The following is a 26,516-nucleotide window of genomic DNA, read 5'->3' as shown; positions in this document are numbered from 1 at the left end:
ATTCATACTAACGTAGCAAGATGCTCTTTCGCGTCATATTCAACTAAACTTTCAGCGTGTTTAATTCGATGAACAAAGTCTGGATTAGCAATTAACGGTCTTCCGAATGCCGCTACATCAATCGTTCCTTCTTGCAACGCTTCTTCGGCCTCTTTCGGATTTAAATTACCAACCCCAACAATCGTACCATCCCAATATTTTCTTACTAGTTGATGAAAATTCTTTCCGTCAGCAATCTCTTGGGTATAATTCATCGTTGAAGGATGGATCATCGTTAATCCAACCTCTGTAAACATATTTATGAACGTTTCAATTGCAAACTCAGGGTTTTCCCACATATAAGTAGGATTATCACCTTTGAAAGCAGAGAAACGAAGAAGTGTTTTATTAGCTCCAACAGCTTCTATTACAGCCGCCGTTACTTCTTTCATAAACGTTAACCTTTGTTTTAAATTACCGCCATATTTATCTGTTCGCTTATTCGCAAACTCATACGTAAATTGATCGATTAAATATCCGTGTGCACCGTGAATTTCTACTCCATCAAATCCAGCTTCGATCGCATTTTTCGCAGCTTGTGCGTATTGACCGATCACTTCTTGTATTTCTTCTAACGTCATTGCTTCTGGCGTATCAAACGGTTTACGAAAGCGTGGAACATTTCCCTCTGCAGCGATAGCCGACGGTGCTTGTGGCATTTGACCACCAATTATTTCATGATGACTCATACGCCCAACATGCCATATTTGAGCAATAATCGTCCCGCCTTCTTTATGTACTGCCTCTGTAACAGGTTTCCAAGAATCGATTTGTTCTTGTGTATAAATACCTGGTACTCCTGGGTTTCCTTTTGCTCTCGGACTAATGACAATTCCTTCTGTAATAATTAGTCCAATTCCATCCGCAGCACGTTTTCTGTAGTACTCCACTACATCCGCACCAACTACTCCAGTTTCATTATCTGCAAAGCATCTTGTCATCGGTGCCATCGCTATACGATTACGAAGAGACCAAGCTCCAATTTGAATTGGATCAAACAACTTTGTTTCTTCAACGTTTTCAAAAAATCCCCCAGCATTTACATTTGTTCCTTCATAAATACTCGCTGCTTTATTACTTGAACTTGTCATTTTTCTTCCCCCTAAAAAATCTTACTATAATCGCATCATACTTACTTTTAGATAGTAACGTCAATTTTTACGACTTTACAATAAAAAATTCGAATATCAAAAAAATAAAATACTATAAATAATATTAAAAAAGGTTTCCTTAGAAGGAAACCTTTTTTGTTGACCATATATGGCTGTCAATTCGTTTATCTCTTTAATATAAAAAATACCTTATCAATAGAAGTGAATATGGTTCAGTATTCTTCTAAAAATAATAACTTATATACCTAAAACAATGAAAGCCCTACCTCTCTTTCATCCTTACGGCTCCTCGTCCGTGCCAGTGTGAATCAGGATTGCAAAAATCAAGTAACTATTTTATCGAAGTATTCAATTAAACTTCGAACATTCATAAATGAAATTAAAAAATAAAAATGGATTTGATTGTAGTAATAACAATAGAGGTAATGCTCTAAAAGTGGTTTGAAAGAGTTGAATGTCTTTGAAATGATAAATTTTCTATAATTATGTTCCCAAAAAATTCAAGATCTTTTTTGGGATATAATACATTATTTGTAATGAACCTTAACAAAAGCTTTTTATCTGATTTTCTGTGATACCTTCAATTAATCCCAGTTCACTAATCAAAAATTCATATGCGTTATCTAACATCTTCTTTTCGCTTGCATTAAGTGCTTTTTCTTTCTGTATACGCATTAAATCGCGCACAACTTCAGCACCTTCTTGCATTTTACCCGTCTTTATTTTATCAGTGTTCAATTTATACCTTTGTTTCCACGTAAGTAATCTATCTGATTCCCCATGTTGAAAAATATCCATTATGTGTGCTAATGCGGTTATATCCGTCACTGGTCGTATATTCGAATTCAATATTCTCCCTGCTGGAATCATTAGTTCCATATTACTAGCCGACATTTTTATAACATAATACTGTTGTTTTTCTCCTGAGACTTCCTTCTCTTCTATGGCTTTAATTATACCTGCTCCCTGCATTGGATAAACAATGTTATCGCCAATTTGAAACAAATAATCCACCTCCATATATGGTAACCTTCTCAAGCTTAACACACTTTTAGTTTTTTAGCAAAATTTTTATTTTATCATAAAATTATTTTACGCGTCAATACTTCAAAAGCAAGAAATTAAATTTACATAACACACTATAAAAACCCGAAATTTTATTAACGGTTGCACCCACATTCATTCTCTTTTAACATAAAAACACATTACTACATTTGAGTAGTAATGTGTTTTTGATAAGGCATAGATAAAGATCTACTTTTCCGTCTATATACTAACCTGCTTACTAACTATTTCCCTCGCTAAAAGAAAACTCATAATCACTTGCGCTGCTACTCTACTCGTCATATCCCTGAAATCAAGAGTTGGATCAATCTCTACTATATCCATCCCTTGAACGAGCGGTTCTTTACCAAGGAATTCAATCGCATCTAGTAAAGTCGTACTATCCATTCCACCTGGCCCAATTGCTGGACAACCTGGTGCAAACGCTTGGTCTAGTACATCCATATCAAGAGAAATATAAATAGAAGTCACACCTTGTTTTCTTAACACTTCAATACTTTCCGTGATAATATCTTTTATTTCTCGCTCTCGTACGTCTTTCATTGTATACACTGTTACGCCATGCTCTATTGCATATTCATGGTACGTACGTGCGTTAGCAAAATTACGAATTCCAATTTGAACAAGTTGTTTCCCTGTAATGACATCATTTTCTAGTAAACTACGGAATGGTGTACCATTTGACGGGCCTCCATCATCTAAATTACGTAAATCATGATGAGCATCAAATTGAATAATCCCGACCTTTCCTTTACTGTTTGCAAAGCCTGTTATACTCGGAAAACTAATCGAGTGGTCACCACCAAGAACGATTGGTATCATGTTCGGATTTACTTTCGTTACATGACCAACTGTTTTCGCAATTCGGTTATGACTTTCTTTTATATCCGTCACATGCATCGTAATATCGCCGCAATCATATAAGACACTTTCTTTCATATCGTGTTCTTCTGTAATTGCATATGTGCTGTATGCATCTAACATCGCTCGAATTGTTTTTGGAGCAAAACTTGCTCCTGAATGACTAATAGATGGTTTAGAAAGGGGTGCTCCAATTAAAGCAGCACCGAATATTTCTACGCCTTCCTCCCAATCTTTAATCATCTCACTCCATTTTGTCACTTCACGATCAATAAACTTTGCATTTTTCTTTAAATAGTGGCCGTGCTCCACGATTGTTCACCTCTTGTATATGCAATATTACCATTCTTCCATACTGTATTCACATGACTTACGCCGTAATGATACGGTACGTAAGCATAATTGTAAGCATCCCATAAAACTAAATCTGCCTTACGACCAACTCTAATTTTCCCAGCTACATCACCACGGTTAATGGCATATGATGAGTTAACCGTTACAGCATTCCAAACTTCTTCTGGTGTCATTTTCAGTTTTAGCATCGCAATGCTCATAATAAGCTGAATATTTTCAGTTGGACAGCTACCTGGGTTAAAGTCTGTAGCTAACGCAACTGCAACACCTTCATCAATCATTTTACGACCGCGAGCAAAACTTTCTTTATTTAAATAGAAAGTTGTTCCTGGTAATAAAGTGGCTACTGTATTAGAGTTTGCAAGCATTTCAATTCCTTTATCAGAAGCGCCAACTAAATGGTCTGCTGATGCTGCACCGATTTCTGCCGCTGCTTCCGCACCACCAAGAGGGTCGATTTCATCTGCATGAATTTTCACATCAAAGCCAAGCTCTTTCGCTTTTAATAAAAACTCTTTTGACTCTTCGACAGAGAACACACCTGTTTCACAGAAAATATCAACGAATTCCGCTAATTGCTTCTCTTTCATTTCTGGTAGTAGGTCTAACATCCATTGTAAAAATTCTTTCGATCTACCTTTATATTCTTTCGGAACTGCATGAGCACCTAAAAATGTGGAAACTAAATCGATCGGATGCTCTTTTTGTAATTGTGCAGTTGCCTCTAATTGTTTCCATTCCGTCTCATCATCTAATCCGTAACCACTCTTCGCTTCTACAGTTGTAACTCCGAAAGATAACATACGGTCTAAATGGAATTTCGCTTTTTGAACAAGTTCTTCTTTCGATGCTTGTTTCGTTGCATTTACAGTCGAAAGAATGCCTCCGCCTTGTTCTAAAATTTCTAAGTACGGAACTCCTTGTAATTTTAGTGCGATTTCATTTTCGCGAGATCCACCAAATACAAGATGAGTATGCGGGTCGACAAGACCAGGAGAAACCATTTTCCCGCCGCAATCAATAACTTCTTTCGCCTGAAGTCCTTTCGCTTCTTCCACTGTTCCAACGAAAGTAATTACATCGTTTTCAATTCCAACCGCACCGTTTTCGATAACAGGAAGCGTGTTCATCGCTTCCCGTCTTAACAAGCCATCTTCTTGATCCATTGTTAGTAATTGACCAATATTTATTAGTAAAGTGTCCAGCATGTTTTCTCCTCCTTATTTCATCATTGGAATGTTAACGCCTTTTTCTTTCGCAGTTTCCACAGCTAAGTCATATCCAGCATCCACGTGACGAACAACACCCATACCAGGGTCAGAAGTTAATACGCGCTCAATACGTTTTGCTGCTGCTTCTGTTCCATCTGCAACGATAACCATTCCAGCGTGAAGTGAATAACCCATACCAACGCCGCCACCGTGGTGAACAGACACCCAGCTTGCACCGTTTACACTGTTAATTAATGCATTTAAAATTGGCCAGTCTGCTACTGCATCACTACCGTCTTTCATCGCTTCTGTTTCACGGTTTGGAGATGCTACTGATCCGCAATCTAAATGGTCACGACCGATTACGATTGGTGCTGATAATTCACCATTTGCCACCATTTCATTAATGATGCGGCCAAACTTCGCACGCTCACCGTAACCTAACCAACAAATACGTGATGGAAGCCCTTGAAACTCCACTTGTTGACGTGCCATACGAATCCAGTTACATAAATGCTCATTGTCAGCGAATTCGCGTAAAATTACTTCGTCTGTTTTATAAATATCTTCTGGATCACCAGAAAGTGCTACCCAGCGGAACGGTCCTTTTCCTTCACAGAATAATGGACGAATAAACGCTGGAACGAATCCTGGGAAATCGAATGCATTTTTCAAGCCTTCATCGAAAGCAACTTGACGAATGTTATTTCCATAATCAAATGTAATTGCGCCTTTTTCTTGCATTGCAAGCATTGCTTCTACATGTTTTGTCATGCTTTCTTTTGATAATTGTACGTAACGTTCTGGGTCTTCTTCACGAAGTTTCGCTGCCTCTTCTAACGTATAACCTACTGGAATATAACCGTTTAATGGGTCATGAGCAGATGTTTGATCCGTAACTAAGTCAGGGATAATATTACGATCTACTAACTCAGGTAAAATTTCTGCTGCATTGCCTAATAATCCAATTGAAATAGGCTCTTTCTTCTCTTTATACTCGTTTGCAATAGCCAATGCTTCTTCTAATGATTCTGTATACTTATCACAATATCTCTTTTCAATACGACGATCGATACTACGCTTATCTACATCAATAGCAATGACAACACCGCCATTCATCGTTACAGCAAGAGGTTGTGCACCACCCATACCACCTAAGCCAGCAGTAAGTGTTAATGTACCTTTTAATGAACCATCGAAATGTTGACGAGCTGCTTCACCAAATGTTTCATATGTTCCTTGTAGAATCCCTTGTGTTCCAATGTAAATCCAGCTACCAGCTGTCATTTGTCCGTACATCATAAGTCCTTTTTTCTCTAGTTCTCGGAAGTGATCCCAATTCGCCCATTTTGGTACTAAGTTTGAATTCGCTAACAGAACACGCGGCGCGTCTTCATGTGATTTAAAAATGGCAACTGGTTTTCCTGATTGAACAAGTAACGTTTCATCGCTTTCTAACGTTTTTAATGAATCTACGATTGCATTGTAGCTTTCCCAGTTACGAGCTGCACGGCCAATTCCACCATATACAACTAATTCTTCTGGTTTTTCAGCTACCTCAGGATCTAAATTGTTCATTAACATTCGAAGTGCTGCTTCTTGCACCCAACCTTTCGTTTGTAACTCTGTACCTCTTGGCGCGCGAATTGTTTGTTGTACTTTTTCCATTTCAATCTCTCCCTTTTCTCATTTTATAGTGCTGCGTTTACATCTAATCTTTCTTTTATTGAATAATTCGTTTTTAACCAATGCGCAATATTTTCAATATCCGTTGAGAATATACGGTCATTTTTAATAGATGGCACTTGCTGACGACCTTGATGGTAGAAGCTCTTCGTCACTGTACTCATATTTTCAATACCACGATATTCTGCTGCTTGCATTGCACAAATCATCTCAATTGAAAGAACACGTCTTGCATTTTGAATGATCTGATGAGCATGGCGTGAAGCGATTGTTCCCATACTTACATGATCTTCTTGGTTAGCAGAAGACGGAATTGAATCTACACTCGCCGGATGTGCTAACGTTTTATTTTCAGAAACAAGTGACGCTGCAGCATACTGCATAATCATTGCACCTGACTGCAGTCCTGGTTCTGGACTTAAAAATGGTGGTAAATCATTTAATTGCGGATTTACTAAACGCTCAATACGGCGCTCCGAAATATTTGCAAGTTCCGCCATTCCTACTTTTAAGAAGTCCATCGCAAACGCAATCGGTTGACCATGGAAATTACCACCTGAAATTACTTTTTCCCCGCCATCAAAGATTAGCGGATTATCTGTTGCGGCATTCATTTCAATTTCTAATTTTTCTTTCACATAATTCAAAACTTGCCAAGAAGCACCGTGTACTTGCGGGATACAACGAAGTGAATAGGCATCCTGTACACGTAGTTCTCCTTGTTTTGTTGTTAACTTACTATCATGAAGAATGTCACGAATTCTGCTTGCTACATCCACTTGCTCTTTATAACCACGTGCTTTATGAACATTTTCATCAAATGCATCAATAATGCCTTGTAACCCTTCAATTGTCATCGAAGCAATTAGTTCAGCTTGATACGCCGTTGCTTCTGCTTCTATATAAGAAAGAACTCCTTGCGCTGTCATCGCCTGCGTACCATTAATTAATGCAAGACCTTCTTTCGCTTCAAGTTCAATTGGCTCAAGCCCTTCTTCTGTAAGAGCAACCATTGCATGAACGCGTTTCCCCTTATAGAACACTTCACCTTCGCCTAATAATACGAGCGCAAGATGAGATAAAGGTGCCAAATCTCCACTCGCACCAAGTGAACCTTGTTGCGGAACGACTGGGTGAATCTTACGGTTTACAAACTCAAGAAGCATATTTACAACGAGCGGTCTAACACCAGATACTCCTTTAAGCATCGTGTTCGCTCGTAAAATTAACATACCGCGTGATACTTCTTCTGGGAATGGATCGCCTATCCCACATGCATGTGACTGAATTAAATTATGCTGAAGTGCCTTCACATCTTCTTTTTGAATTAGCACATCACTAAACTTTCCAAATCCAGTTGTAATACCGTAAACGACTTTTCCGTCTTCTACGATTTTCTCAACTACTTCGCGGCATTCTGCTACCTTTTGCATACTAGTTGGACAAGCTGTTACACCTTCTCCTTCAAGTAATAACCTCTTCATTTCTTCAACTGTCAATGTATGTCCTGTTAACGTAATCATCATTTTTCCTCCTTAAAAAGGCAAAAGGGGACCTTATCTTTTTAAGACAGACTTCTGTCCTAAAAAAGTAAGGCCCCCTTCTAACTAATAGACTATGGGCAAATCATATGTGATTAATTCCTAAACCAATCGCCTCATGCTCAGATCCTTTTACAGGTGCACCAATCGTTCCATATAATGCAACAGCAACCCATTCGCCTTCTTTTTTTCCGTCGTATGGTGTACCGCGCACAATCGCAAACCGAAGTCCTACTGTACGAAGAACGTCTGCTAACTGAATTTGACCTCTCGTCACTCCGTACAAAGCTTCCATAATTGCATGATAAAGTGCATGTGTTTCTCTGTAAACATCTGTTTCAATAACTTGGTTGCTCTTAGCCGCTGTTTCCATTGCTGCGACAACCTTTTGCGAATTCATCGAACCCACTTTCCCCGTACAATACTTCCAACCTTTCGGAATGGATAATACAGGACTTTCATTTTCATCCGCAAGTGCCAACAGCATGGCCATACGACCAATTCGATGTGTTCCTTGAAGAAGCATGTGACTCTCTCATTTCTTTTGAATTATTTGAATATTACTTAATTTAAGAATATATGAAAACGGTTAAATCGTCAATAGTTTAAACTCACATTCAAACATTTTTTTCATCCCCTCCATTTGTGTACACAAATTATTTACACAATTTTTCCAAGCATGCTATAGTCTCACTAACAGATGCAAAGGGGCGAGATTTCAATGACGAAGCGAAAAGATATTCATTTTCGAATTGAAGAAAAATTACTTGCAAGGTTTGAAGCTGCACTCCATTACGAAGGTTTAAAGAAAACGGATGTATTAACACATGCGATCCAACAATTTTGTACGAAAGTGGAATATGAAAAAATGAATGATGTAAAAAGGCAATATAGCGTCAGTAACAATTTACAAACACGTATCGATACGCATAAACATTACGAAGAAAAACAAGTGAATTTAGATGAAATCGTTATTGAACATTTACAACTTCAAGGGGAAGAAAGCATATTAGAGGTTGGGTGCGCTAGCGGAAAATTCCTTTCCCTTTTACAAACAAATGGTCATAAAGGCCTATTAACCGGGTTGGATCAATCCGAAGCTATGCTTGCTGAAGCTGCTAAGACGAATAACTTAATAGAATGGAAACGAGGGGATGCTAGTAAACTCCCTTTCAAAACAAATTATTATGACCTAATAATCGCAAGACATATGTTATATCACATGAAAGATGTTGAAAAAACAATTCAAGGATTCCATAAAGTAATTCGTCCCGGCGGCTCACTTTTAGCTACAACAAATTCTAGTGTTACATTACCTCGTATAGTTGAAATGTGTAACCGCATGTTAGACGCATTTGATTTACCGAAAACAACATCATCAGTCACTCCATTTTGTTTAGAAAATGGTAAAGAGATATTACAATCCGTTTTTCCAACGGTTGAAGAAACAGTTATTCATAATGCGCTCGTTTTTCATCATTCTACCCCAATAGTAAACTATATTTCTAGCATGTTTCCGTCGCTAAATATACCTGATAATACACTTCTTCACGCGGAAATGAAGGTATGGCTAAAAGAAGAAGTAGAAAATGAATTATCACTTCATAACGGTATATGGCGCGATCCGAAAACTTTAGTTATTTATCGGTGTAAAAAAGAAAAAAGCTAGCATTCGCTAGCTTTTATACATTTTCAGATAAAAGTTTCTCCATCATCACATTACCCTTACCGCCATAAAAATTTGTATTATGTTCGTTCGCTATCCCAAAGTAAGAGGCAATCGCTATTCCGAATGGTACAAATGCATGTCCTTGTGCTGTAATAATATTTGAGTGTTGCACAACTTCTTTATACACAAAATTTTCTACTGGAAAACAATCAAGTTTTTGATAATCTATGGTCACTGTATACGAGATTTCTTTGAATAAGCCTGCTTTTGCTAGCGCATACGGTCCAGCGCAAATAGCAGCTACTAATTTTTCTTGTTCGTGAAATTGGCGAATGACTGAAAAGAGTCCTTCTGCATCCTTCATATGTATCGCATCCCCGCCTGGAATAATAATTCCCTCATATTCTTCTACATGCACTTCCCTTAATTCTATATGTGGTTGCACTTGCAAACCTGTTTCACTTATAATCAATTCTTTTGTTAAGCCCGCTGTAATGATTTCAAATTTATTCTTCAGCAATGCCGTTGCTACTGTTATTTCAAACTCTGCAAATGTTGGGTATACAAGTAAAAGTATTTTTTTCATAGCTCTCTCTCCTTTAACCAGTCCATAAAATATACCTCTAAATCGTCCACTGTTAATCTATTCGTGTCCACATAAGTTACAGGAAATTGTTTATACCAGTCTTTTTCAGTTTCTACTAATTTAAATTGCTCCTCAAACGTACTTCTGTTTCTTGTTCTATCATTATTTTTTCTATCATATACATTCTTCTTCGTAACATCTAAGTAAAAAATCGCATCCGAACGGCATTCTCTTAATTCATATAATTCATCTTTCAATTCAGCTTCTATATCCCACTCTTCCCCTATAATCGTTGGATAAAAGAGTGTAAAAAACTCAATATCTTCTGGTCCGCGATCAAAAATTACGACTGAATCTTTCACATTTTGAAACTCCTTAATTTTTGCTTCAATAAACATTTTTTGATTTATGATAAACCCTTCTTTTGAATTCATATCCAAATTTAATCGCTTTCGCTTTTCTACAATTGGATAAGGATTTTCATATATAACCGAAAGCCCACATCTCTCTAACCTTTTAGCCAATGTTGTTTTTCCGCTAGCCATCGGCCCTTGCAGTGAAATTACGTATACCATACCTCTCATTCCCTTACACTTTAGTACACCTATAATATACAGAATTTTTAAAACTCTCAACATTATATATATCATCTTGTTTCTTATTCCTATCTAACTTATAATAAAAAATAGAGATTATGACGGACGCATCAATAATGTAAGCTTGGAAATCCAAGCTTACATTATTTTTTGCTTTCCCTTTTCGAATAAAAAGAGTATACTAGATTAGAACGTATGTTCTTAATGATTACATACAGTAAGGAGATAGAACAATGGTATACGACACAAAAGCAATTTCTTGGAATGAGTCTTTAAAACAACTTCAACGCCGCTATACAAAAAAACAAGTTGACCGAAAAGAATTTGAGGATATTGAACTGATGGAATTCTTCCGCGATAACGACTACATTTCTTTACCTACACATATAAGCGGCCTATCAAAAACACGTTTTACTTCTTACTCTATTTTCACAACTGAAGATAAAGATCGTAAAGTTGGCACACTTATTATTGAGTATGTTGAAGACGATAATAATAATTTATGTGTTGAACAACTATACTTCGTTTAAACTACAACGCTTGGTCAAAATGACCAAGCGTTCTTGCTTTCTATGAATCTCACTGTATATAATATGAATAAAAGAAAACCGCTATCATTAAGGGGGGATATGCTTGCTCGAAGGATGGTTCAGTTGGTTCATTGTATTATGGACGGTTATTTTATTAGGGCTTATGTCTATCGGTGGATACTTTATGTTCAGAAAATTTTTAAAACGATTACCAAAAGAAGACGGCATGTCCATTTTGGATTGGGAAGAACACTACATAAATAAAACGAGACATTTATGGGCTGACGAACAAAAACAATTGTTAGAAGAGCTTGTAAGCCCTGTTCCAGAACTATTTCGCGATGTTGCAAAATCAAAGATCGCTGGAAAAATCGGGGAACTTGCATTACAAGAAAATGCCTCTCGAATTACACAAGACTTAATTATTAAAGGATATATCATTGCCACACCAAAGCGTGATCATAAATTTTTAATTAAAAAACTACAAGAAAAAAAGATTGATTATTCTAACTATCAATCTTTACTCGCAAAGTAACTCCATATTATTTTCGATAAAAAAGACAGCGCCTTTAACGCTGTCTTTTTATTTAGTACATATACAGTTTTTAAGTTAGCTTCATATCTTTTTCATTATAAAAACCATCTTCTTTTTCCATTTCCTTCTGTAATTTCGTAAAGGAACGATACATTGCAATTCTCCATGACACAATCATCGCAAACGCAAGTAAGAAGAACATGCCACTAAGTTGTCCTAAATCAAGAGATTGGCTTAAGTATGTTTTAAATACAATCCGCACGACAAGTAATCCAATTAATATAAAAACAAAGGCTTTTGAACGCTTCAAATAAATCTCTTGTCCTCTAATTTCAAACTTAGATGTTTTAATAAGAAAAATAGAGAAAATCAAACCGACACCAATTGCTTCTAACATTTCTGCTGGAGTTAATCGAAATTCAGGAAAAACATACATCAATGCGCCCGTACTCATAAAAAATGGTGGAAGTATAATTTTTTTCAATGTTGCAGGTTTCTTAGCTGCTTTTAAACGAATAAACATCGCACCGACAGCCATACAAACAGCAACGATACTGGATAAAACAACTATGTTCATATTTTCTCATCCTTTTTTGTGGCTATATGCAAAATATACTTTCATTATATGCTTTTCCGTTAGTATTTCCAACATTTTCGCAGAATAATACTAAAAACCGGTAAAACCACCAAATAAACTTGAGAAATATACGATAATTTTCGTCATCCAGTTAAAGTATAGGAAGACACCCATAACAATCATAATGTATCCTCCGACTTTCATGAAGGCCATACTATTTCTTTTAATCCAAGACATTTTCGTAATAAAAAATGACAGTACGAAAAACGGGATAGCAAATCCAAGTATGTAAGCAATCATGTATATCATTGCTGATTCTGGATTTGTTGCTGCTAATCCAATTACGGACACTAGAATTGGTCCGGTACATGGCGTCCACCCTGCTGCAAAGGCTAATCCAATTAGTACTGATCCAAAATAGCCACTTGGACGATTTTTAAATGTAAATTTACGGTCTTGCATTAAAAATTTCGGCTTAAACACCCCGACAATAATTAAACCGAACACGATGATAAAGATACCACCTAACTGTCTGATTAAATCTTTATAGTCAGTAAAGATTCCTCCAATAAAACTTGTACCAAATCCAATTGCAATAAATATAATTGAAAATCCAAGTAAGAAAAACGCTGTATGTATCATACTTCTTTTGCGAAGCATTGCATTTTCTTCTTTCAATTCAGAAACCGACATACCTGTTATGTACGATAAAAATGCCGGATAAAGCGGTAAGCAACATGGGGAAATAAATGATAAGAACCCGGCGCCAAACGCTAAAAAAATACTAATATCTTGCATCATTCCACTCCTCTCCCTAAATATTGTAACAAAAACACATAAAAATACTATGAACAATTCGTGAAATCACTTTTACAACGTGGCAATAAGAAAAAACATATTTCCTCACAGTTTCTAATAAAACGTTTTCATTTCCTTCTATTATATAGAAAAAACTCAAATGCATTATGAAACTCCTTTAATTGTTATTAACATAACAAAGGTAACATAGTTTCTCAAATAATTAGCACGCTACTAGTACGCCTATTTACATATTTGTTTAAAAAATATTTTTTTCAAATGCTGTCTCTATACAATGCAAAGTTGATTTTATAATACTTCTACTATTAATAATTTCAAGATTATGCATAAATATCATACTTTTATTATTATTCTATAAAATGTCATACTTTTCTTTCATTTGACCCTTTATTTCTAATTTTGTATACTTCCCTCTAGTTATATATTTTCGATACGGAACAACTTCATATAGATGGGAGGAATTTTTCATGCTTCGTTATTCTCTTTTAGTTTTATTAGGAGCGTGTAGTTATGGAATTTTAGCTATTTTTGTTAAGCTTGCATATGCAGAAGGATTTTCACTTGGAGAGGTAATTGGCAGCCAATATTTGTTCGGTTGGATTATTTTGCTTGCTACTACACTTCTATTTTCTAGACATCGCGTTCCTTTAAAGCAAGCATTACTTTTATTCGTTGCAGGAACATCTGCAAGTTTTACCGGAATTTTTTATTATGCCTCATTAAAAACTGTACCAGCTTCTATTGCAATTATTCTTTTATTCCAATTCGTTTGGGTCGGAATTATCATTGAAGCAGTCGCAACAAAAACATTACCTTCAAGAGAAAAAGTTATTTCTGTTATTTTCTTACTTGTAGGGACATTTTTATCAAGTGGTTTACTAGAACAATCAGCAGGTGCTTTCGATACGACTGGAATCATTTTAGGTTTATTATCTGCTGTTACATTCGCAACATACATTTTCGTGAGCGGAAAAGTTGCTGTTGAAGTACCTTCATTACCGCGCGGTGTTCTCTTAATGACTGGTGCTTTAACTTTAGTCATGATTGTATTCCCACCAACATTTATTTTTAATGGTGCCATTTCTCAAGGTCTTTGGAAATACGGTTTAGGATTAGGAACATTTAGTATCGTCATTCCATCTATTGCCTTTACAATCGGGATTCCAAAAATCGGTTCTGGCTTAGCGACTATTCTTGGTGCAGCGGAACTACCAGTTACAACAATTATGTCCGTATTCGTTTTAAAAGAGGCTGTACTATCTTCACAATGGTTCGGTGTATCACTTATATTAATTGGGATTGCAATCCCGCAAATTGCATACGCAATGCGTGGACGTTATCGTAAACATCCTACGCATAAAAAAGTCGCAGCATAAAGTGAAACTTTAATTAGTTGAACCAATCGGGCTTTTATGGGATAAACGAGAGAGGATTTTCATTTGAGAATCCTCTCTTTTATTGTTGTATACTTATGATAACTATTTTGCTGAAGAAAGAAGGCATACTACATGGTATCTATTTCAAATCAACTAAAAGAAAAACTTATTTCCATCCGTCGACATTTACATGAGTATCCAGAACTATCATATGAAGAGTTCGAAACAACAAAAGCAATAAAAAATTGGTTAGAAGAAAAAAATATTACTATCATTGATTCCAATTTAGAAACAGGAATTATCGCTGAAGTGTCTGGTAATAAAAACGGACCAATTGTAGCAGTTCGTGCTGATATTGATGCCCTTCCTATTCAAGAAGAAACACATTTGTCCTATGCATCTAAAGTACGAGGGAAAATGCATGCTTGTGGACACGATTTTCATACAGCTGCTATTTTAGGTACTGCTTTCTTATTAAAAGAAAGAGAATCTTCCCTAAATGGAACGGTTCGCTTCATATTCCAACCAGCTGAAGAAAGTAGTAATGGCGCTTGCAAAGTTATTGATGCTGGACATTTACGTAATGTGCAAGCGATTTTCGGCATGCATAATAAACCTGATTTACCAGTAGGTACAATTGGCATTAAAGATGGTCCACTGATGGCTGGAGTTGATCGATTTGAAATTGAAATTCACGGAGTTGGTACACACGCGGCTGTACCAGATGCTGGCGTAGATCCTATTGTCGCATCCTCTCAAATTGTGATGGCACTGCAAACAATTGTAAGCCGAAATATAAGTTCATCTCATAATGCGGTTGTTAGTGTTACAAATATTCATGCAGGAAATACGTGGAACGTGATTCCTGAAAAAGCTACGTTAGAAGGAACGATTCGCACGTTCCAAGCTGAAACACGTGAAAAGATTCCAGCACTCATGGAGCGTATTATTAAAGGTGTATCTGATGCATTAGGTGTAAAAACGAAATTCCGTTTTTATTCAGGTCCTCCTGCTGTTCACAACGATAAAGCTCTTACAGACTTATCTACTCAAGTTGCCACAAAGATGAATCTTAATATCATCTCGCCTAGTCCGTCAATGGCTGGAGAAGATTTCTCATTTTACCAACAGGAAATACCAGGTTCATTCGTCTTTATGGGAACGAGCGGTACACATGAATGGCATCATCCTGCTTTTACAATTAATGAAGAGGCACTGCCTATAAGTGCAGAATACTTTGCTTTACTAGCCGAAAGAGCACTTAAACAATTCTCATAAAAAAAGCCGTTCAAAGTGCATCTCAGCACCCTGAACGGCTTTTCTTATTAAGTTAAATCACGTTTTAAAAACACAGTATATGAAATACATAAAAATACGAACAAATAAAGCAGTAACATACATGATGCAAACGGGAATGTTACTCCATCAATAAAACTTCCATTCTTTGAAATACTATATAAATCTGTGTTTGCTGGCAATAAATATTTCGCCCAGTTATATCTAGTGGCTGCTAATAACGCAATATTGCCTGATAAAGCAAGGAATAGTGAAATACCAATTGCACCTCCACTAGATCTCGTTAACACAGAAATCATAAATGCAAACGATGCATACACAACCGTTGGTAACCACGATAAAACATAATATTTACTTGCTTCCACAAAAATATTTTGTTTTATTATATTTCCATCTTGGAAAATAAACTCACTCCATGCAGGCTGTTGGAATTTATAAATAACAAGTCCACATAAAGCGGAGAAAATCATATTAAATATAAACAATAAAGCTGCAAATATAACGATTGCTAAAAACTTTGCTGTTAAAATTTTAAATCGACTCGCCGGACGGATTGTTAAAAATTTATATGTTCCCCAGCTATATTCATTCGCAAAAATTGTACTTGCATACACGAGGATAAATGGGAGCAAAATTGGAAATACGATAAAACCTGTATCTCTCATGAAAGAAAGTGGAGAACTGCTTGCCGGTGCTGTATCCGTATCTAAATGCTTCATCTTAAGCTGGTATTCTTTTACAAGCTCATCCCCTGATTTTTCTGCTAAAATAGCTTCTTTTTTCATGCCAAGCTTTTTCTCAATTTCTACAGTACGTTCTGTATAATCTACTTTCCATCCTTTTGTTTCCGGTTCAAAATACTTTACCGTAACCCACCCTAATCCGATTATTAATACTGCAATAACCGCAAATGGAATAATCGTTCGCTTCCGCTTAAATATTTTATACAGTTCGTTATATACTAAATTAAACAATATCTTTTCCCCCTGTTAATTCTAAAAATTGCTCTTCTAACGTTTTTCTTTCTTCATATACACGATACACTTGAATATTTTTCTCAAGCAATGTACGAATAACATTTGGGATTTCTTCATCTTTTACGTTAATAATTAATTCATTATCCTTTAATAAAACATCATGCCCTAACATTTCCGCTGCTTTATTCGCATCATCTACACGTATACGGATCGTCTCCATCTCTTCACTTTGAATATACTGAATATTTTGCGTAGCCACATATTCCCCGTGCTGAATAATGATAACTCTGTCACACATTAATTCAACTTCTGAAAGTAAGTGACTCGATACAAGTACAGCTTTTCCTTGTTCGTGTGCAATTTTTTTTATGTACATTCTCATTTCATGTATTCCACTAGGGTCTAATCCATTCGTCGGTTCATCTAGTACCAACACATCCGGATCGTGAATAAGCGCCTGAGCGATTCCTAAACGTTGTCTCATGCCGAGTGAATATGCTTTTACTTTACGATTAATTACTTGTCCCATTCCTAACAATTTCACTACTTCATCGATACGTTCTTCGGTCACATTACCATTCATTCGTCCGAAATATGTTAAATTTTCATACCCGCTCAAAAAAGGATAAAATTCGGGTGTCTCAATTACCGCCCCAATTTTCGCAGCGGTTTTTTCAAATTGCTGTTTCACAGATTGACCATCAATCCATACTTCACCTTCTGTCATACGGATCATACCAACCATCATTCTCATTAAAGTCGTTTTTCCAGCACCGTTTGGTCCGAGTAAACCGACAACCTCGCCTTTTTTCACTTCAAAACTAATATTTTGTACAAGTGTCTTTGAGCCGATTCGCTTCGTTAACCGATCGACTTTTACAATTGATTGTTCATTTGTCATTCTATACAACCTTTCCTTCCCATTCTTTGTCAGGTCTTTTCACTGTAACATGATTATTTTTATGTGTAAAATAGAAAAAAGCATGATTTCTCATGCCCTTTCTTTTAATCGCAACGAATTTTCATCTTTTAAACTTCGAACAAATCGATAACATTGCATCATCGTTATTAAAACGACAGTCATCATAATTATACTAATAATTACAACTGCATATATTGTAATTGGCGCACTATTTACTCCTTGTATCCCTGCGATTTTCATAAAGATAACCGTGAATAATTTCAAAAATAGCATCCCATTAATTAATCCGAAAACAAATGCTGCTCCATAAATGAATAATTGCTCCTGACATAATAAACATAGTACTTCTTTTCTTTTTATATTTTCTGCTACATAAGATGTAAACTCCTCTCTCCTCACTAGCAAAAGGGAGTACATCATTTTATATGTAGTAAAAATACATATGAAAATTAGTACAATAAACAGTGTGTAAAAATACATTTGAAATACAAATGCATCCCCTACTTTCAAAATAGCTCCTTCATTAAATTGTAACGATATCATAAAAAACAAAATCATAGTACTCATAGCAATCCACATAAATTGCTTCATCCTTTTGGTAGCAAATGTTCTAATATTTTTTCTCGCTAACCGACATAAAGACATAAAATTCTTCCCCTACCTTATTACATACGCATTCTATACTACTAGTGTATAAAAATATGACATTTTAAACATCGCACTACAATCGGAATTTTTTCTAAGTCTTTAGTCCTAGAAAACGAAATGATAAAAAATCACATTTAGAATATAATTGTAAAAAGGAGGAGATTGCATGCGTATAAAATTACTATCAATCTTGTGTTTATTATTACTCACAAGTTGTAGCCAAATAAAAAACAATGAAGTTGCCATTGTTGAGCCATACAAATTAACAAAAGAGCAAACTTCTATTTTACAAATGACTCCTTTTCAAGAAGGAAATAGCATGTTTTATAACGTTACTCTTAAAAATGATAAAGATGAAATAAATGCTACAATTGATTATTATAACAATGGTAAAAAAACAAAAGAAATTGCTAATATAGCTACCTCACATTTTTCAAAAAAGAAAGTAAAGCTTTCTTTTTTACCACCACATTTCCAATTCGATAAAGATATACAAGAAAAAAGGCAGTGGTATCTGAATATTGAAGGTGGTTCAACACTTGTTCCTGAAGAAGCGCCACCAAGCGTAAATAGCTCTGCAACTACTACAATCCAATCTATAAAAAATTTAAAATACAATCAAAAAACAACCTTAGCTGCTGTAATCCAAAGCAGTAAAGAAACTGTAAGCGTTCCTACCATTGATGAAGAAACAGGTATTGATCTACTCTTAAAAGAAAATGAACACGTTTATCTATTTAGTATCGAGCTAAAAAAAGAACAATAAAGCGGAAATGCAACTTAAGTTGCATTTCCGCTTTATTGTTTAATAAGGTGTACTTTTATGGATTTGAATTAAATCCATATTCTGTTACTACTATTGCTCATCTTCTACTTCTATTCTTTTCTTCTCTCTTGCAATTTTTAAAAACTCTAGCAGCTCTGGATTACTATTCATTTTTTTGTAAGCCACTGACATTTCTGCAACAAAATTAGAATCATATAACTCTTTATATACAACTTCTGTTTTATATAACTTATTTGCCGACACGGGTATTACTGTAATTCCAATCCCTGCTGCTACAAGCCCCATAACTGTTTGATACTCTGTTGCTTCTTGTACAATACGCGGACTAAATCCAACTTCTCTGCAAAGAGATAAAATTGTATCATACAAAGCTGGCCATACTGGTCTCGTAATAAATACAAACGGCTCATCTCGTAAATCTTCTATATGTATTTCATCTTTCTCTGCAAGTGGATGTGCCTTTGGTAAACATAAGGTGCAAGATAACCTTTGAATTGGCTCTAATTCTAATAATTGTGTTGGAATTGGTGGACGTAAAAAGCCAATATCGATACGGTTATCATGAAGTGCATGAACTTGATCTGGTGTTGACAATTCATGTAATGCAACAGACACTCTCGGAAATTTTTTTCTATATTCCCTAACAATTGATGGTAAAATATCATATATCGCCGCACCTACAAAACCAATTGAAAGTGATCCTACTTCTCCCCTTTGCGCACTTTGTGCAACTTCTACTGCTTTTTCAATTTGTTCAAACGCCTTTTTTACTTCTTTTAAAAACATTTCTCCTGCTTCTGTTAGTTCAACCTTTCTTTTCGTTCTTGAAAATAATGTAACTCCCATTTCTTTTTCTAATTGCTGTATTTGTTGACTAAGTGGTGGTTGTGTCATTTGTAAACGAGCAGCCGCCCGTCCAAAGTGTAACTCTTCTGCCACAACAACAAAATATTGCAAATGCCGTAATTCCATTTTTGGACACCCTTTTCACTTTCGATTAATATGTCTAATATATTAATAACATATAATTTATATATTAGACAAATATTTTGAATGAACGTATAGTAGAAATTGTTAATTCTTTTTTACAATTTTTATGTAAAAAAAGAAAGAGGTGGTTACTGTATGAAATGGTGGAAGTTAAGCGGACAAATTTTATTACTATTTTGTTTCGCTTGGACAGGTGAATGGATTGCAAAACAGGCACACCTCCCAGTTCCAGGAAGTATAATCGGTATTTTTTTATTATTAATTTCATTAAAATTTAACCTAGTTAAAAAAGAATGGATACAGGACGGAGCAGATTTTTTATTAAAAGAACTTATTTTATTTTTCATCCCTTCTGCAGTCGCTGTCATACGTTACAGAGATACACTAACACAATATGGAATCGATCTCATTTTAATTATTATGATTAGCACTCTTTGCGTTACCTTAGTTACAGGACTTTTAACAGAATTGCTACTAAAGCGGAAAGGATCAACGCAATGATCGGATTTCTTTGTTTACTATTAACACTATTCACATATTGGCTATCAAAAAAAATGTATCAACGATGGAATTGGAGTCTACTTTCTCCTCTTCTCGTCTGTCCCATTATTTTAATTTCTTTATTGCTCGGATTAGATACACCTTATGAAACATATGAATCTGGTGGTCACTGGTTAACTGAATTATTAAAACCCGCAACAGTTGCTTTTGCATGGCCAATCTATAAATACTTTGATTTATTAAAGAAACATGGAATGGCTATCTTACTTAATGTCATTGTCGGTTCGTTTTTATCAGTCATTACTTCAGCACTACTAGCAAATTATTTTCAAATTGATTCATCACTAGAACATAGTTTAGCGCCACATATCGTAACAACACCAATCGCAATGGCTATTTCAGAAATGATTGGTGGTATGTCACAATTAACTGCTGTATTTGTCGTTTTAACTGCCTTAACAGGAGCATTGCTCGGTCCTTCTCTCATACGTATTTGCCGTATTAAAACAGCAATCGCAAAAGGTATTATGTTAGGAACGAGTGCAAATGGAACCGGTACATCAAAAGCATTCGAAATCGGTCCTGTGGAAGGAACAATTGCAAGTTTATCCATGCTTTTAACAGCAGGCGCTAGTTTAGTTATCGTTCCGCTTTTCTTGTCTTGGATACATTAAAGAAGCAAGTATTTACATACTTGCTTCTTTATTTATATATTGGTACAGCAATTCATAATCCTCTGGAAAAGCTAAACACAATTGTTCAACTTCATGTATCCCTTTCCAAGCAATTTCATGTATTAACTCATCAGGATCTTGGATTTTCATATTACCGCCTATTTGTTTAACAAAATAATAATGGACATACACTGGAACACCGTATGTAATACCCTCTTTTTCATATATTTTATTTACAACTTCCACATTGTAACCTGTTTCTTCCCAAACTTCCCTGATACAACATTCTTCTAGTGTCTCTCCCTTTTCAAGTCCTCCACTTGGGACAGACCACCTTTTTTCTTCTCCCTCTTTTCCCTGCAGTACCATTAAAACTTCATTTTTTTCATTTACACATACCGCTGCACTACCTATCCATCTCTCCATAAACATCCCTCCCCTACTAAAATTCGCCTTCTTTATTATTTTCCCCTTGAAAAAAAGAGGAAAATAATAAAACAATGACGAAAAGTTACATCAACTTCATAGACAATCCCTTCTTAGAAATTAAAAATGGAAGGATGAAAATATGATTTCTAATTATGTTGTGGAATGTGTCTTTTGTGAAGAAAATCGAAAACCTCGCCAAGCTATTGTCACAGTTCCCGCCACTACTCAGCTACTAGCCCTTGAAAAAGTGCGCGCGGAATGCAAACGTCGCTTCGGAAAAACTGTATTATTGCAAACAGAAATTAAAGAAGAAATAATTTTCGAACAAAAAGAAAGCTGACCATAAATTGGGCAGCTTTCATATCCGATCATATTTTCACATGAAGATTAGGGGCATCCTCTTTAAGGATCGGGATTTTCCCATTATGTACGTTCCATAATGGTCATCGAACAATATATTTCTATGCAATTAACTATTGAATAGAATAGGGCAAAACTTGTTCGCATTTTTAGAAAAGGGATAGGGATATAATTCAAGTAGTACTTCGAATACTCGAACTTTACACTCATAATATTAAAACAAATCCTTTTATATGGGAAATATGAATTACCTATATAATTCATTCGTAAAATATATTAATAGTTTGCTATATTAATTTTATCCCGCTATTTGTAAGCAGTAACCCCCTACTGATTATAATTTCACTTTATTCCATCAATAGCATACACCCAGCTAAAACCGGTGTCATAATCATCGAAAACCTCAAAAGCGTTCGCGGTGCATAATTTGTAAACTTCGCGCCAATGTATGCCCCTAACATGGTCCCAATCAATACTTGCAATAACAATATATAATCTAAATATCCTTCCGAACTATATCCTATCCCGCCTCCAATTGCAATCGGTAATATAACCAGCATTGTTGTCCCTACAGATTGCTGAATCGTAAGTCCCAATAGAACCATTAATCCAAGTTGAATAAACGGTGCAGAACCAATCCCAAATGAACCAGCCATCATTCCAGTAACTAATCCAAGGCATACACATTTCAACAAGTAGTTCACGGAAAACTCTTTATGTTTATATAAAGACGACTTTTCTTTGTTTTGGAACATAATTAATTTAATAAACATAAAAATTGCCGATAAAAATAACATCCCAGCTGTAAACCAATGAAGAAGATGTGCTGGTATAAGTGAACCAAATTTAGAACCAATATAAGAGCCAATTGCGCCAAATCCCCCAACAATCCCGCCTATAATAAGTGCAACATTGCCTTCACGGTAATGACTTACAACACCTGATAATGTCGTAAATGCCATTGCAGTTAAAGATGTTGCAAGAGCAACATGAATAGGAATTTGGAATACTAAAGTGAGTATCGCGATAATAAACCCAGCTCCTCCAGCTCCAACAAATCCTAATAAAATACCCATTACTAACATTGTTATAATTATTGCCACAGACTTTCCCTCCAGTAACACAATTATCCATCATATTTATGCTTACATACAAATAAAAAGCATCCTAGATGGATGCTTTTTATTTCAATGATATGTACTTAATCTTGATTAATCAAAATAACTGCTGGACCAGCGACCACCACTCCAGCTACTTCTATCTTTTCAAATTCCTTTACTGTAATAGAGATAACTCCTTCTCTTTCCATCAATTCTTTACTCAGGACATCAGTCGGGATTGCTTTCACCGTCTTACCTCCTTTTCATTTATACAATATGATAAAGTGAAACTTTAATGAGTGGGGTTTTTGTCCGTACTTATTAATTATTACCCCTCACCAATCGGACTAATAATCACCCAATGCATCTATATATATGCATCACCTCCGCTTTCATTCCTTATTCCACTCAAAAACCTTCTCCCCCTTCCGTGACATATTGAAAAATAAAAAAGAAGCTATAACATATAGCTTCCCTCTACGTTTCTTTAATCTTTATGCACCGTATATTCCATGACTTTTCCATCTCTATCAAATTGGATAACAAGCTGTTCGCTATCTATTGGAATAAAGCCACGTTCAGTCCCAAGATAATACAAAGTGGTAACTCCTTCTTCCCCACTTCTCGTTTCCGTTGGAGCTCCTAACAATTGGATAATTTCTTCATTTGATTTCCCTATTAATTTATATTTTTGTAATAGATCATCTACCATATGTACCCGCTTATCTGCATGATTTAACCATCTATTTTGATTAAACTTTGATGTATATTCATTTACACTTAGTTGTACAGTGCACACTATTAATGGTATGAGTGCTACTATTAAAACCCCCAACATTTGCTTCTTTTCTTCATTACGATTTTTAGAAACATATAAAATAGCCCTTTGAATCATGACTAATAAAACAAATGGTATGAATACTACAAAAATGCTCCTTACACTTAAGGGTATATGGACCATATCAATGACGAATATAAATACAATGTACATTACTATATACAAACAAAAATATACATACAAAATGCCACGTAGCATAGCGTTCAGAAAGATCTCCCCTTTTAACTCACTATATAATTCATCCGGCTAATCATTTCTCGAATCTGTTCTAATTCTTGCACTGTATATACTACTTTCCCTGCTAAGATTTCATTTCTGAAGAACGTTACAATTTGCTCCCGATCTTTTAATCTAGGTGTTTCCTCACTAGAAAGATCTATTATTTCTTTTCCATTTTCATTATAAAAATATACAACTGGTTTTACCTTTTCTTTTATACTATTAGCCTGCATTTCTTTCAAACAATTGTATAAAATTTGAGATAGTTTCTTCGCCTTATATACTGGATTTCCTTCATTTTTCACTTGTATAGTTGACGAATCTTTACCTACTATATATTCAAATGTCTCTTCTTTTTCAACTTCTTGTTGATACTTACCCATTTCATCAATCATAAATGAATATATACCAGCATTTTCTTTCGTTAAACCATGAATTAATTTCTCTTCCCATTCTTTCGTCTCAAGTATATAAATACCAGTTTTGCACAAGATGAGATGATGGATTCGATTATCGTTTATTTCACTATTATTTTTAATAAAAACATTCGGCATGATTTCAATTTCAGCATCTAATATGATGCCTTGCTCTATGAATCCTCGCTTCATATAATGTAATGTTTCGTACGTATTCATTTCAGCGCCGTTTTTAGTATATTCTCGTAAATTTGCAATTAATTTTTGAAACATATGTATTTCGTTATTATGTTTATTTTGTATTTCACTACGTTCTTTACTATGTTGCATAGCTAATTGATTTTTCATCATACGCATATTTTCAATTTCTCTATTTGCACTTACTTGTAAATCATTGTATTTTTTCTGTTCCATATTTTTTAAATTATTTTGTTGTTCTTTATGCTCTATCACCGTAGCTGCAATTTCGTTTTCATACGTTTCAATTGCTTGTTTCTTTTCAAATTCTACTTGCTGACTCTCTGATTCTAACTGTTTATTTTTATAAAACAGCACAAATACTACAGCTAATAATATTAAAACCGCACCTATTAGCACATAATTCATATTTTTACCCCTTTATTTCATTTTCTATTATTTTTTTAAAATATATCTACTATAGTATACTATGGTTTCGATATAGACTTTGTAAAAGTTGTATATTTTTAATAAAAGGCACCTCTGACGGGGCACCTTTTATTTTCACTCTATTGTACACCATACTGAATATAACTTGGATCGTAGTATATCCATTGATTTGTCCCTAAGCAAAGCCATCCATCTTGCTTACTCCATACTCGATACGATTCACCATGATGTAACTGTCTTATAACATTTCCTTTTAATGATGGAGCGTCACGTAAATTTACATTATCACCAGTAATAGTCGCCACATAATGTTTATACTGAATATAACTCGGATCATTATATACCCACTGATTTGTCCCTAAACAAAGCCATCCATCTTGTTCTCCCCAAACTTCATATGTTTCGCCACGATTCAATTGGCGAATTATACTAGACTGCAAAGATGGTCCACTTCTCAAATTCACATTATCTCCATTAATTATAGCAACCCCGTACACTGGAGTTGCATTATTAGGCGGAGAAACATTCCCTCCACCACTTGCTCCATTCCCTTGTAAAGCTTCTAGTGAAACTGCAGCTGATACATCACAATTTCCTACACCTGAAATTTGTCCAGAATCTGTGTACTGCCATGCTGTCCACGCTGTCCATCCACCAGCATCAGCAGGCGGTGTACTCGAGTATTTAGCAATCCAAAGTGGAATATCACTTAATCCGCTAATTCCGAACTCATTAATATACCAAACTCCTGTATATAACATTACATCTTTTCCAGTAGCCTGTTTCACATAATTTATGAAGCTTCTTGCCCAATTCGATATAGCGCTACCAGTTAAATTACTATTACTCGGATCTTTTGGTGATTCTAAATCCAGAACTGGCATTAAGTCTGTCTGGTTACTTTGTAATATACTCACAAAATATTTCGCCTCTGAAATTGCATCATTTTGTTCTGGACGTGCAAAATGGTATGCACCAATTAATACATTCGCACTTCGGGCTGCTTGTACATTTTTAGTAAAAGTAGGATCAATATAATTTACACCTTCTGTCGCTTTTGCATACGCTGCTGGAATTCCAGATGCCTTCACTGCATTCCAATCAATATTCCCTTCCCAATGAGACACATCAATAAACGTAACATTTGAACTCGATCTGTTTTGCATATAAAATCT

At 35.3% G+C, this 26,516-nt stretch carries 31 protein-coding genes; 9 read left to right on the top strand and 22 right to left on the bottom strand.

Going from position 1 to position 26,516, the window contains the following annotated elements; genetic code table 11:
* Nucleotides 1–2: 2 nt before the first annotated feature.
* The 7 genes from MRP26_RS25350 to hutP all read right to left on the bottom strand — a co-directional run bounded on the left by MRP26_RS25350 (nucleotide 3) and on the right by hutP (nucleotide 8,395).
* Nucleotides 3–1,130 (bottom strand): alkene reductase, encoded by a 1,128-nt coding sequence (locus MRP26_RS25350; protein ID WP_000204578.1) that lies wholly within the window; start codon nucleotides 1,128–1,130, stop codon nucleotides 3–5.
* 564 nt (nucleotides 1,131–1,694) lie between these two features.
* Nucleotides 1,695–2,156, bottom strand: a complete 462-nt coding sequence (locus MRP26_RS25345) for a CarD family transcriptional regulator (RefSeq protein WP_014482101.1) — start codon at nucleotides 2,154–2,156, stop codon at nucleotides 1,695–1,697.
* Nucleotides 2,157–2,417: 261 nt separating this feature from the next.
* The gene (gene hutG / locus MRP26_RS25340) at nucleotides 2,418–3,389 is read right to left on the bottom strand and encodes a formimidoylglutamase (RefSeq protein ID WP_000399836.1); all 972 of its coding nucleotides are present in this window, start codon (nucleotides 3,387–3,389) and stop codon (nucleotides 2,418–2,420) included.
* Nucleotides 3,368–4,639, bottom strand: coding sequence for an imidazolonepropionase (gene hutI / locus MRP26_RS25335; RefSeq protein WP_000887518.1), 1,272 nt, complete (start codon nucleotides 4,637–4,639; stop codon nucleotides 3,368–3,370). The genes hutG and hutI overlap by 22 nt, the downstream gene beginning before the upstream one ends.
* A 12-nt stretch (nucleotides 4,640–4,651) precedes the next feature.
* Nucleotides 4,652–6,310: a urocanate hydratase gene (gene hutU / locus MRP26_RS25330; protein ID WP_000416936.1), complete on the bottom strand. Its 1,659-nt coding sequence runs from the start codon at nucleotides 6,308–6,310 to the stop codon at nucleotides 4,652–4,654.
* Nucleotides 6,311–6,333: 23 nt separating this feature from the next.
* Nucleotides 6,334–7,851, bottom strand: coding sequence for a histidine ammonia-lyase (gene hutH, locus MRP26_RS25325; protein ID WP_069356088.1), 1,518 nt, complete (start codon nucleotides 7,849–7,851; stop codon nucleotides 6,334–6,336).
* A gap of 103 nt (nucleotides 7,852–7,954) precedes the next feature.
* The gene (gene hutP, locus MRP26_RS25320; protein WP_000926516.1) at nucleotides 7,955–8,395 is read right to left on the bottom strand and encodes a hut operon transcriptional regulator HutP; all 441 of its coding nucleotides are present in this window, start codon (nucleotides 8,393–8,395) and stop codon (nucleotides 7,955–7,957) included.
* Nucleotides 8,396–8,590: 195 nt separating this feature from the next.
* Between hutP and MRP26_RS25315 the strand changes: the two genes are divergently transcribed.
* Nucleotides 8,591–9,538, top strand: a complete 948-nt coding sequence (locus MRP26_RS25315; protein WP_000166750.1) for a class I SAM-dependent methyltransferase — start codon at nucleotides 8,591–8,593, stop codon at nucleotides 9,536–9,538.
* A gap of 13 nt (nucleotides 9,539–9,551) precedes the next feature.
* On the opposite strand, the gene MRP26_RS25310 is transcribed toward MRP26_RS25315, so the two are convergent.
* Nucleotides 9,552–10,124, bottom strand: a complete 573-nt coding sequence (locus MRP26_RS25310; RefSeq protein WP_000722338.1) for a DJ-1/PfpI family protein — start codon at nucleotides 10,122–10,124, stop codon at nucleotides 9,552–9,554.
* Nucleotides 10,121–10,708 (bottom strand): AAA family ATPase, encoded by a 588-nt coding sequence (locus MRP26_RS25305; protein WP_003271178.1) that lies wholly within the window; start codon nucleotides 10,706–10,708, stop codon nucleotides 10,121–10,123. The genes MRP26_RS25310 and MRP26_RS25305 overlap by 4 nt, the downstream gene beginning before the upstream one ends.
* Before the next feature lie 245 nt (nucleotides 10,709–10,953).
* Between MRP26_RS25305 and MRP26_RS25300 the strand changes: the two genes are divergently transcribed.
* Both MRP26_RS25300 and MRP26_RS25295 read left to right on the top strand, forming a co-directional pair.
* Nucleotides 10,954–11,250, top strand: coding sequence for a hypothetical protein (locus tag MRP26_RS25300; RefSeq protein ID WP_242807051.1), 297 nt, complete (start codon nucleotides 10,954–10,956; stop codon nucleotides 11,248–11,250).
* Nucleotides 11,251–11,353: 103 nt separating this feature from the next.
* Nucleotides 11,354–11,785 (top strand): DUF2621 domain-containing protein, encoded by a 432-nt coding sequence (locus tag MRP26_RS25295; RefSeq protein WP_000889378.1) that lies wholly within the window; start codon nucleotides 11,354–11,356, stop codon nucleotides 11,783–11,785.
* Between the two features lie 70 nt (nucleotides 11,786–11,855).
* Here the strand turns inward: MRP26_RS25295 and MRP26_RS25290 are convergent, their stop codons facing one another.
* The 3 genes from MRP26_RS25290 to MRP26_RS30995 all read right to left on the bottom strand — a co-directional run bounded on the left by MRP26_RS25290 (nucleotide 11,856) and on the right by MRP26_RS30995 (nucleotide 13,326).
* Nucleotides 11,856–12,362 carry a CcdC family protein gene (locus tag MRP26_RS25290; RefSeq protein ID WP_001028640.1) on the bottom strand — a complete coding sequence of 169 codons (507 nt, stop codon included), beginning with the start codon at nucleotides 12,360–12,362 and terminating at the stop codon, nucleotides 11,856–11,858.
* 90 nt (nucleotides 12,363–12,452) lie between these two features.
* A complete protein-coding gene (ccdA, locus tag MRP26_RS25285) occupies nucleotides 12,453–13,160 on the bottom strand; it encodes a cytochrome c-type biogenesis protein CcdA (RefSeq protein ID WP_001152676.1) in 708 nt (235 codons plus the stop codon).
* Nucleotides 13,161–13,176: 16 nt separating this feature from the next.
* A complete protein-coding gene (locus MRP26_RS30995) occupies nucleotides 13,177–13,326 on the bottom strand; it encodes a hypothetical protein (protein ID WP_002152557.1) in 150 nt (49 codons plus the stop codon).
* 322 nt (nucleotides 13,327–13,648) lie between these two features.
* On the opposite strand from MRP26_RS30995, the gene MRP26_RS25280 reads away from it, so the two are divergent.
* Together MRP26_RS25280 and MRP26_RS25275 are read left to right on the top strand one after the other, a co-directional pair.
* Nucleotides 13,649–14,557: an EamA family transporter gene (locus MRP26_RS25280; protein ID WP_000947049.1), complete on the top strand. Its 909-nt coding sequence runs from the start codon at nucleotides 13,649–13,651 to the stop codon at nucleotides 14,555–14,557.
* Between the two features lie 132 nt (nucleotides 14,558–14,689).
* Nucleotides 14,690–15,835 (top strand): M20 peptidase aminoacylase family protein, encoded by a 1,146-nt coding sequence (locus tag MRP26_RS25275; protein ID WP_000253676.1) that lies wholly within the window; start codon nucleotides 14,690–14,692, stop codon nucleotides 15,833–15,835.
* Nucleotides 15,836–15,882: 47 nt separating this feature from the next.
* Here MRP26_RS25275 and MRP26_RS25270 read toward each other — a convergent pair whose 3' ends face one another.
* From MRP26_RS25270 to MRP26_RS25260, 3 genes are all read right to left on the bottom strand, one after another.
* Complete coding sequence (locus MRP26_RS25270; protein WP_000482759.1) at nucleotides 15,883–16,827, bottom strand: ABC transporter permease; 945 nt, start codon at nucleotides 16,825–16,827, stop codon at nucleotides 15,883–15,885.
* A complete protein-coding gene (locus tag MRP26_RS25265; RefSeq protein WP_000180627.1) occupies nucleotides 16,820–17,731 on the bottom strand; it encodes an ABC transporter ATP-binding protein in 912 nt (303 codons plus the stop codon). The genes MRP26_RS25270 and MRP26_RS25265 overlap by 8 nt, the downstream gene beginning before the upstream one ends.
* Nucleotides 17,732–17,821: 90 nt before the next feature.
* Entirely contained in the window at nucleotides 17,822–18,397 is a 576-nt protein-coding gene (locus tag MRP26_RS25260) for a hypothetical protein (RefSeq protein WP_000050626.1), read from the bottom strand.
* 169 nt (nucleotides 18,398–18,566) lie between these two features.
* Between MRP26_RS25260 and MRP26_RS25255 the strand changes: the two genes are divergently transcribed.
* Entirely contained in the window at nucleotides 18,567–19,166 is a 600-nt protein-coding gene (locus tag MRP26_RS25255) for a histidine kinase (RefSeq protein WP_242807050.1), read from the top strand.
* A 90-nt stretch (nucleotides 19,167–19,256) separates the two neighbouring features.
* On the opposite strand, the gene alsR is transcribed toward MRP26_RS25255, so the two are convergent.
* The gene (alsR, locus tag MRP26_RS25250) at nucleotides 19,257–20,159 is read right to left on the bottom strand and encodes an acetoin biosynthesis transcriptional regulator AlsR (protein ID WP_000423235.1); all 903 of its coding nucleotides are present in this window, start codon (nucleotides 20,157–20,159) and stop codon (nucleotides 19,257–19,259) included.
* A 153-nt stretch (nucleotides 20,160–20,312) separates the two neighbouring features.
* Here alsR and MRP26_RS25245 point away from each other — a divergent pair, with 153 nt between their 5' ends.
* Both MRP26_RS25245 and MRP26_RS25240 read left to right on the top strand, forming a co-directional pair.
* Nucleotides 20,313–20,678: a CidA/LrgA family holin-like protein gene (locus MRP26_RS25245; RefSeq protein WP_000872365.1), complete on the top strand. Its 366-nt coding sequence runs from the start codon at nucleotides 20,313–20,315 to the stop codon at nucleotides 20,676–20,678.
* A complete protein-coding gene (locus MRP26_RS25240; protein WP_053563808.1) occupies nucleotides 20,675–21,352 on the top strand; it encodes an LrgB family protein in 678 nt (225 codons plus the stop codon). The genes MRP26_RS25245 and MRP26_RS25240 overlap by 4 nt, the downstream gene beginning before the upstream one ends.
* Before the next feature lie 12 nt (nucleotides 21,353–21,364).
* On the opposite strand, the gene MRP26_RS25235 is transcribed toward MRP26_RS25240, so the two are convergent.
* A complete protein-coding gene (locus MRP26_RS25235; protein WP_053563807.1) occupies nucleotides 21,365–21,778 on the bottom strand; it encodes an NUDIX hydrolase in 414 nt (137 codons plus the stop codon).
* 142 nt (nucleotides 21,779–21,920) lie between these two features.
* Here MRP26_RS25235 and MRP26_RS25230 point away from each other — a divergent pair, with 142 nt between their 5' ends.
* Nucleotides 21,921–22,121 carry a DUF3903 domain-containing protein gene (locus tag MRP26_RS25230; RefSeq protein WP_000625226.1) on the top strand — a complete coding sequence of 67 codons (201 nt, stop codon included), beginning with the start codon at nucleotides 21,921–21,923 and terminating at the stop codon, nucleotides 22,119–22,121.
* 367 nt (nucleotides 22,122–22,488) lie between these two features.
* Here MRP26_RS25230 and MRP26_RS25225 read toward each other — a convergent pair whose 3' ends face one another.
* From MRP26_RS25225 to MRP26_RS25205, 5 genes are all read right to left on the bottom strand, one after another.
* Nucleotides 22,489–23,244: a sulfite exporter TauE/SafE family protein gene (locus MRP26_RS25225; RefSeq protein ID WP_000974667.1), complete on the bottom strand. Its 756-nt coding sequence runs from the start codon at nucleotides 23,242–23,244 to the stop codon at nucleotides 22,489–22,491.
* 98 nt (nucleotides 23,245–23,342) lie between these two features.
* Complete coding sequence (locus MRP26_RS25220; protein WP_000644411.1) at nucleotides 23,343–23,489, bottom strand: BC1881 family protein; 147 nt, start codon at nucleotides 23,487–23,489, stop codon at nucleotides 23,343–23,345.
* A gap of 239 nt (nucleotides 23,490–23,728) precedes the next feature.
* On the bottom strand, nucleotides 23,729–24,277 hold the full coding sequence (locus tag MRP26_RS25215) for a hypothetical protein (protein WP_242807048.1): 549 nt from the start codon (nucleotides 24,275–24,277) through the stop codon (nucleotides 23,729–23,731).
* A gap of 23 nt (nucleotides 24,278–24,300) precedes the next feature.
* A complete protein-coding gene (locus MRP26_RS25210; protein WP_197241247.1) occupies nucleotides 24,301–25,320 on the bottom strand; it encodes an NERD domain-containing protein in 1,020 nt (339 codons plus the stop codon).
* Nucleotides 25,321–25,460: 140 nt separating this feature from the next.
* Nucleotides 25,461–26,507 (bottom strand): GH25 family lysozyme, encoded by a 1,047-nt coding sequence (locus MRP26_RS25205; RefSeq protein ID WP_001181401.1) that lies wholly within the window; start codon nucleotides 26,505–26,507, stop codon nucleotides 25,461–25,463.
* Nucleotides 26,508–26,516: the final 9 nt, after the last annotated feature.

The organism is Bacillus sp. CCB-MMP212, from assembly GCF_022748145.1.
GTDB classification, from domain to species: Bacteria; Bacillota; Bacilli; order Bacillales; family Bacillaceae_G; genus Bacillus_A; species Bacillus_A cereus.
Note: the sequence above shows the minus strand (reverse complement) of the source record. Positions and strands in the feature narration are given on the sequence as shown.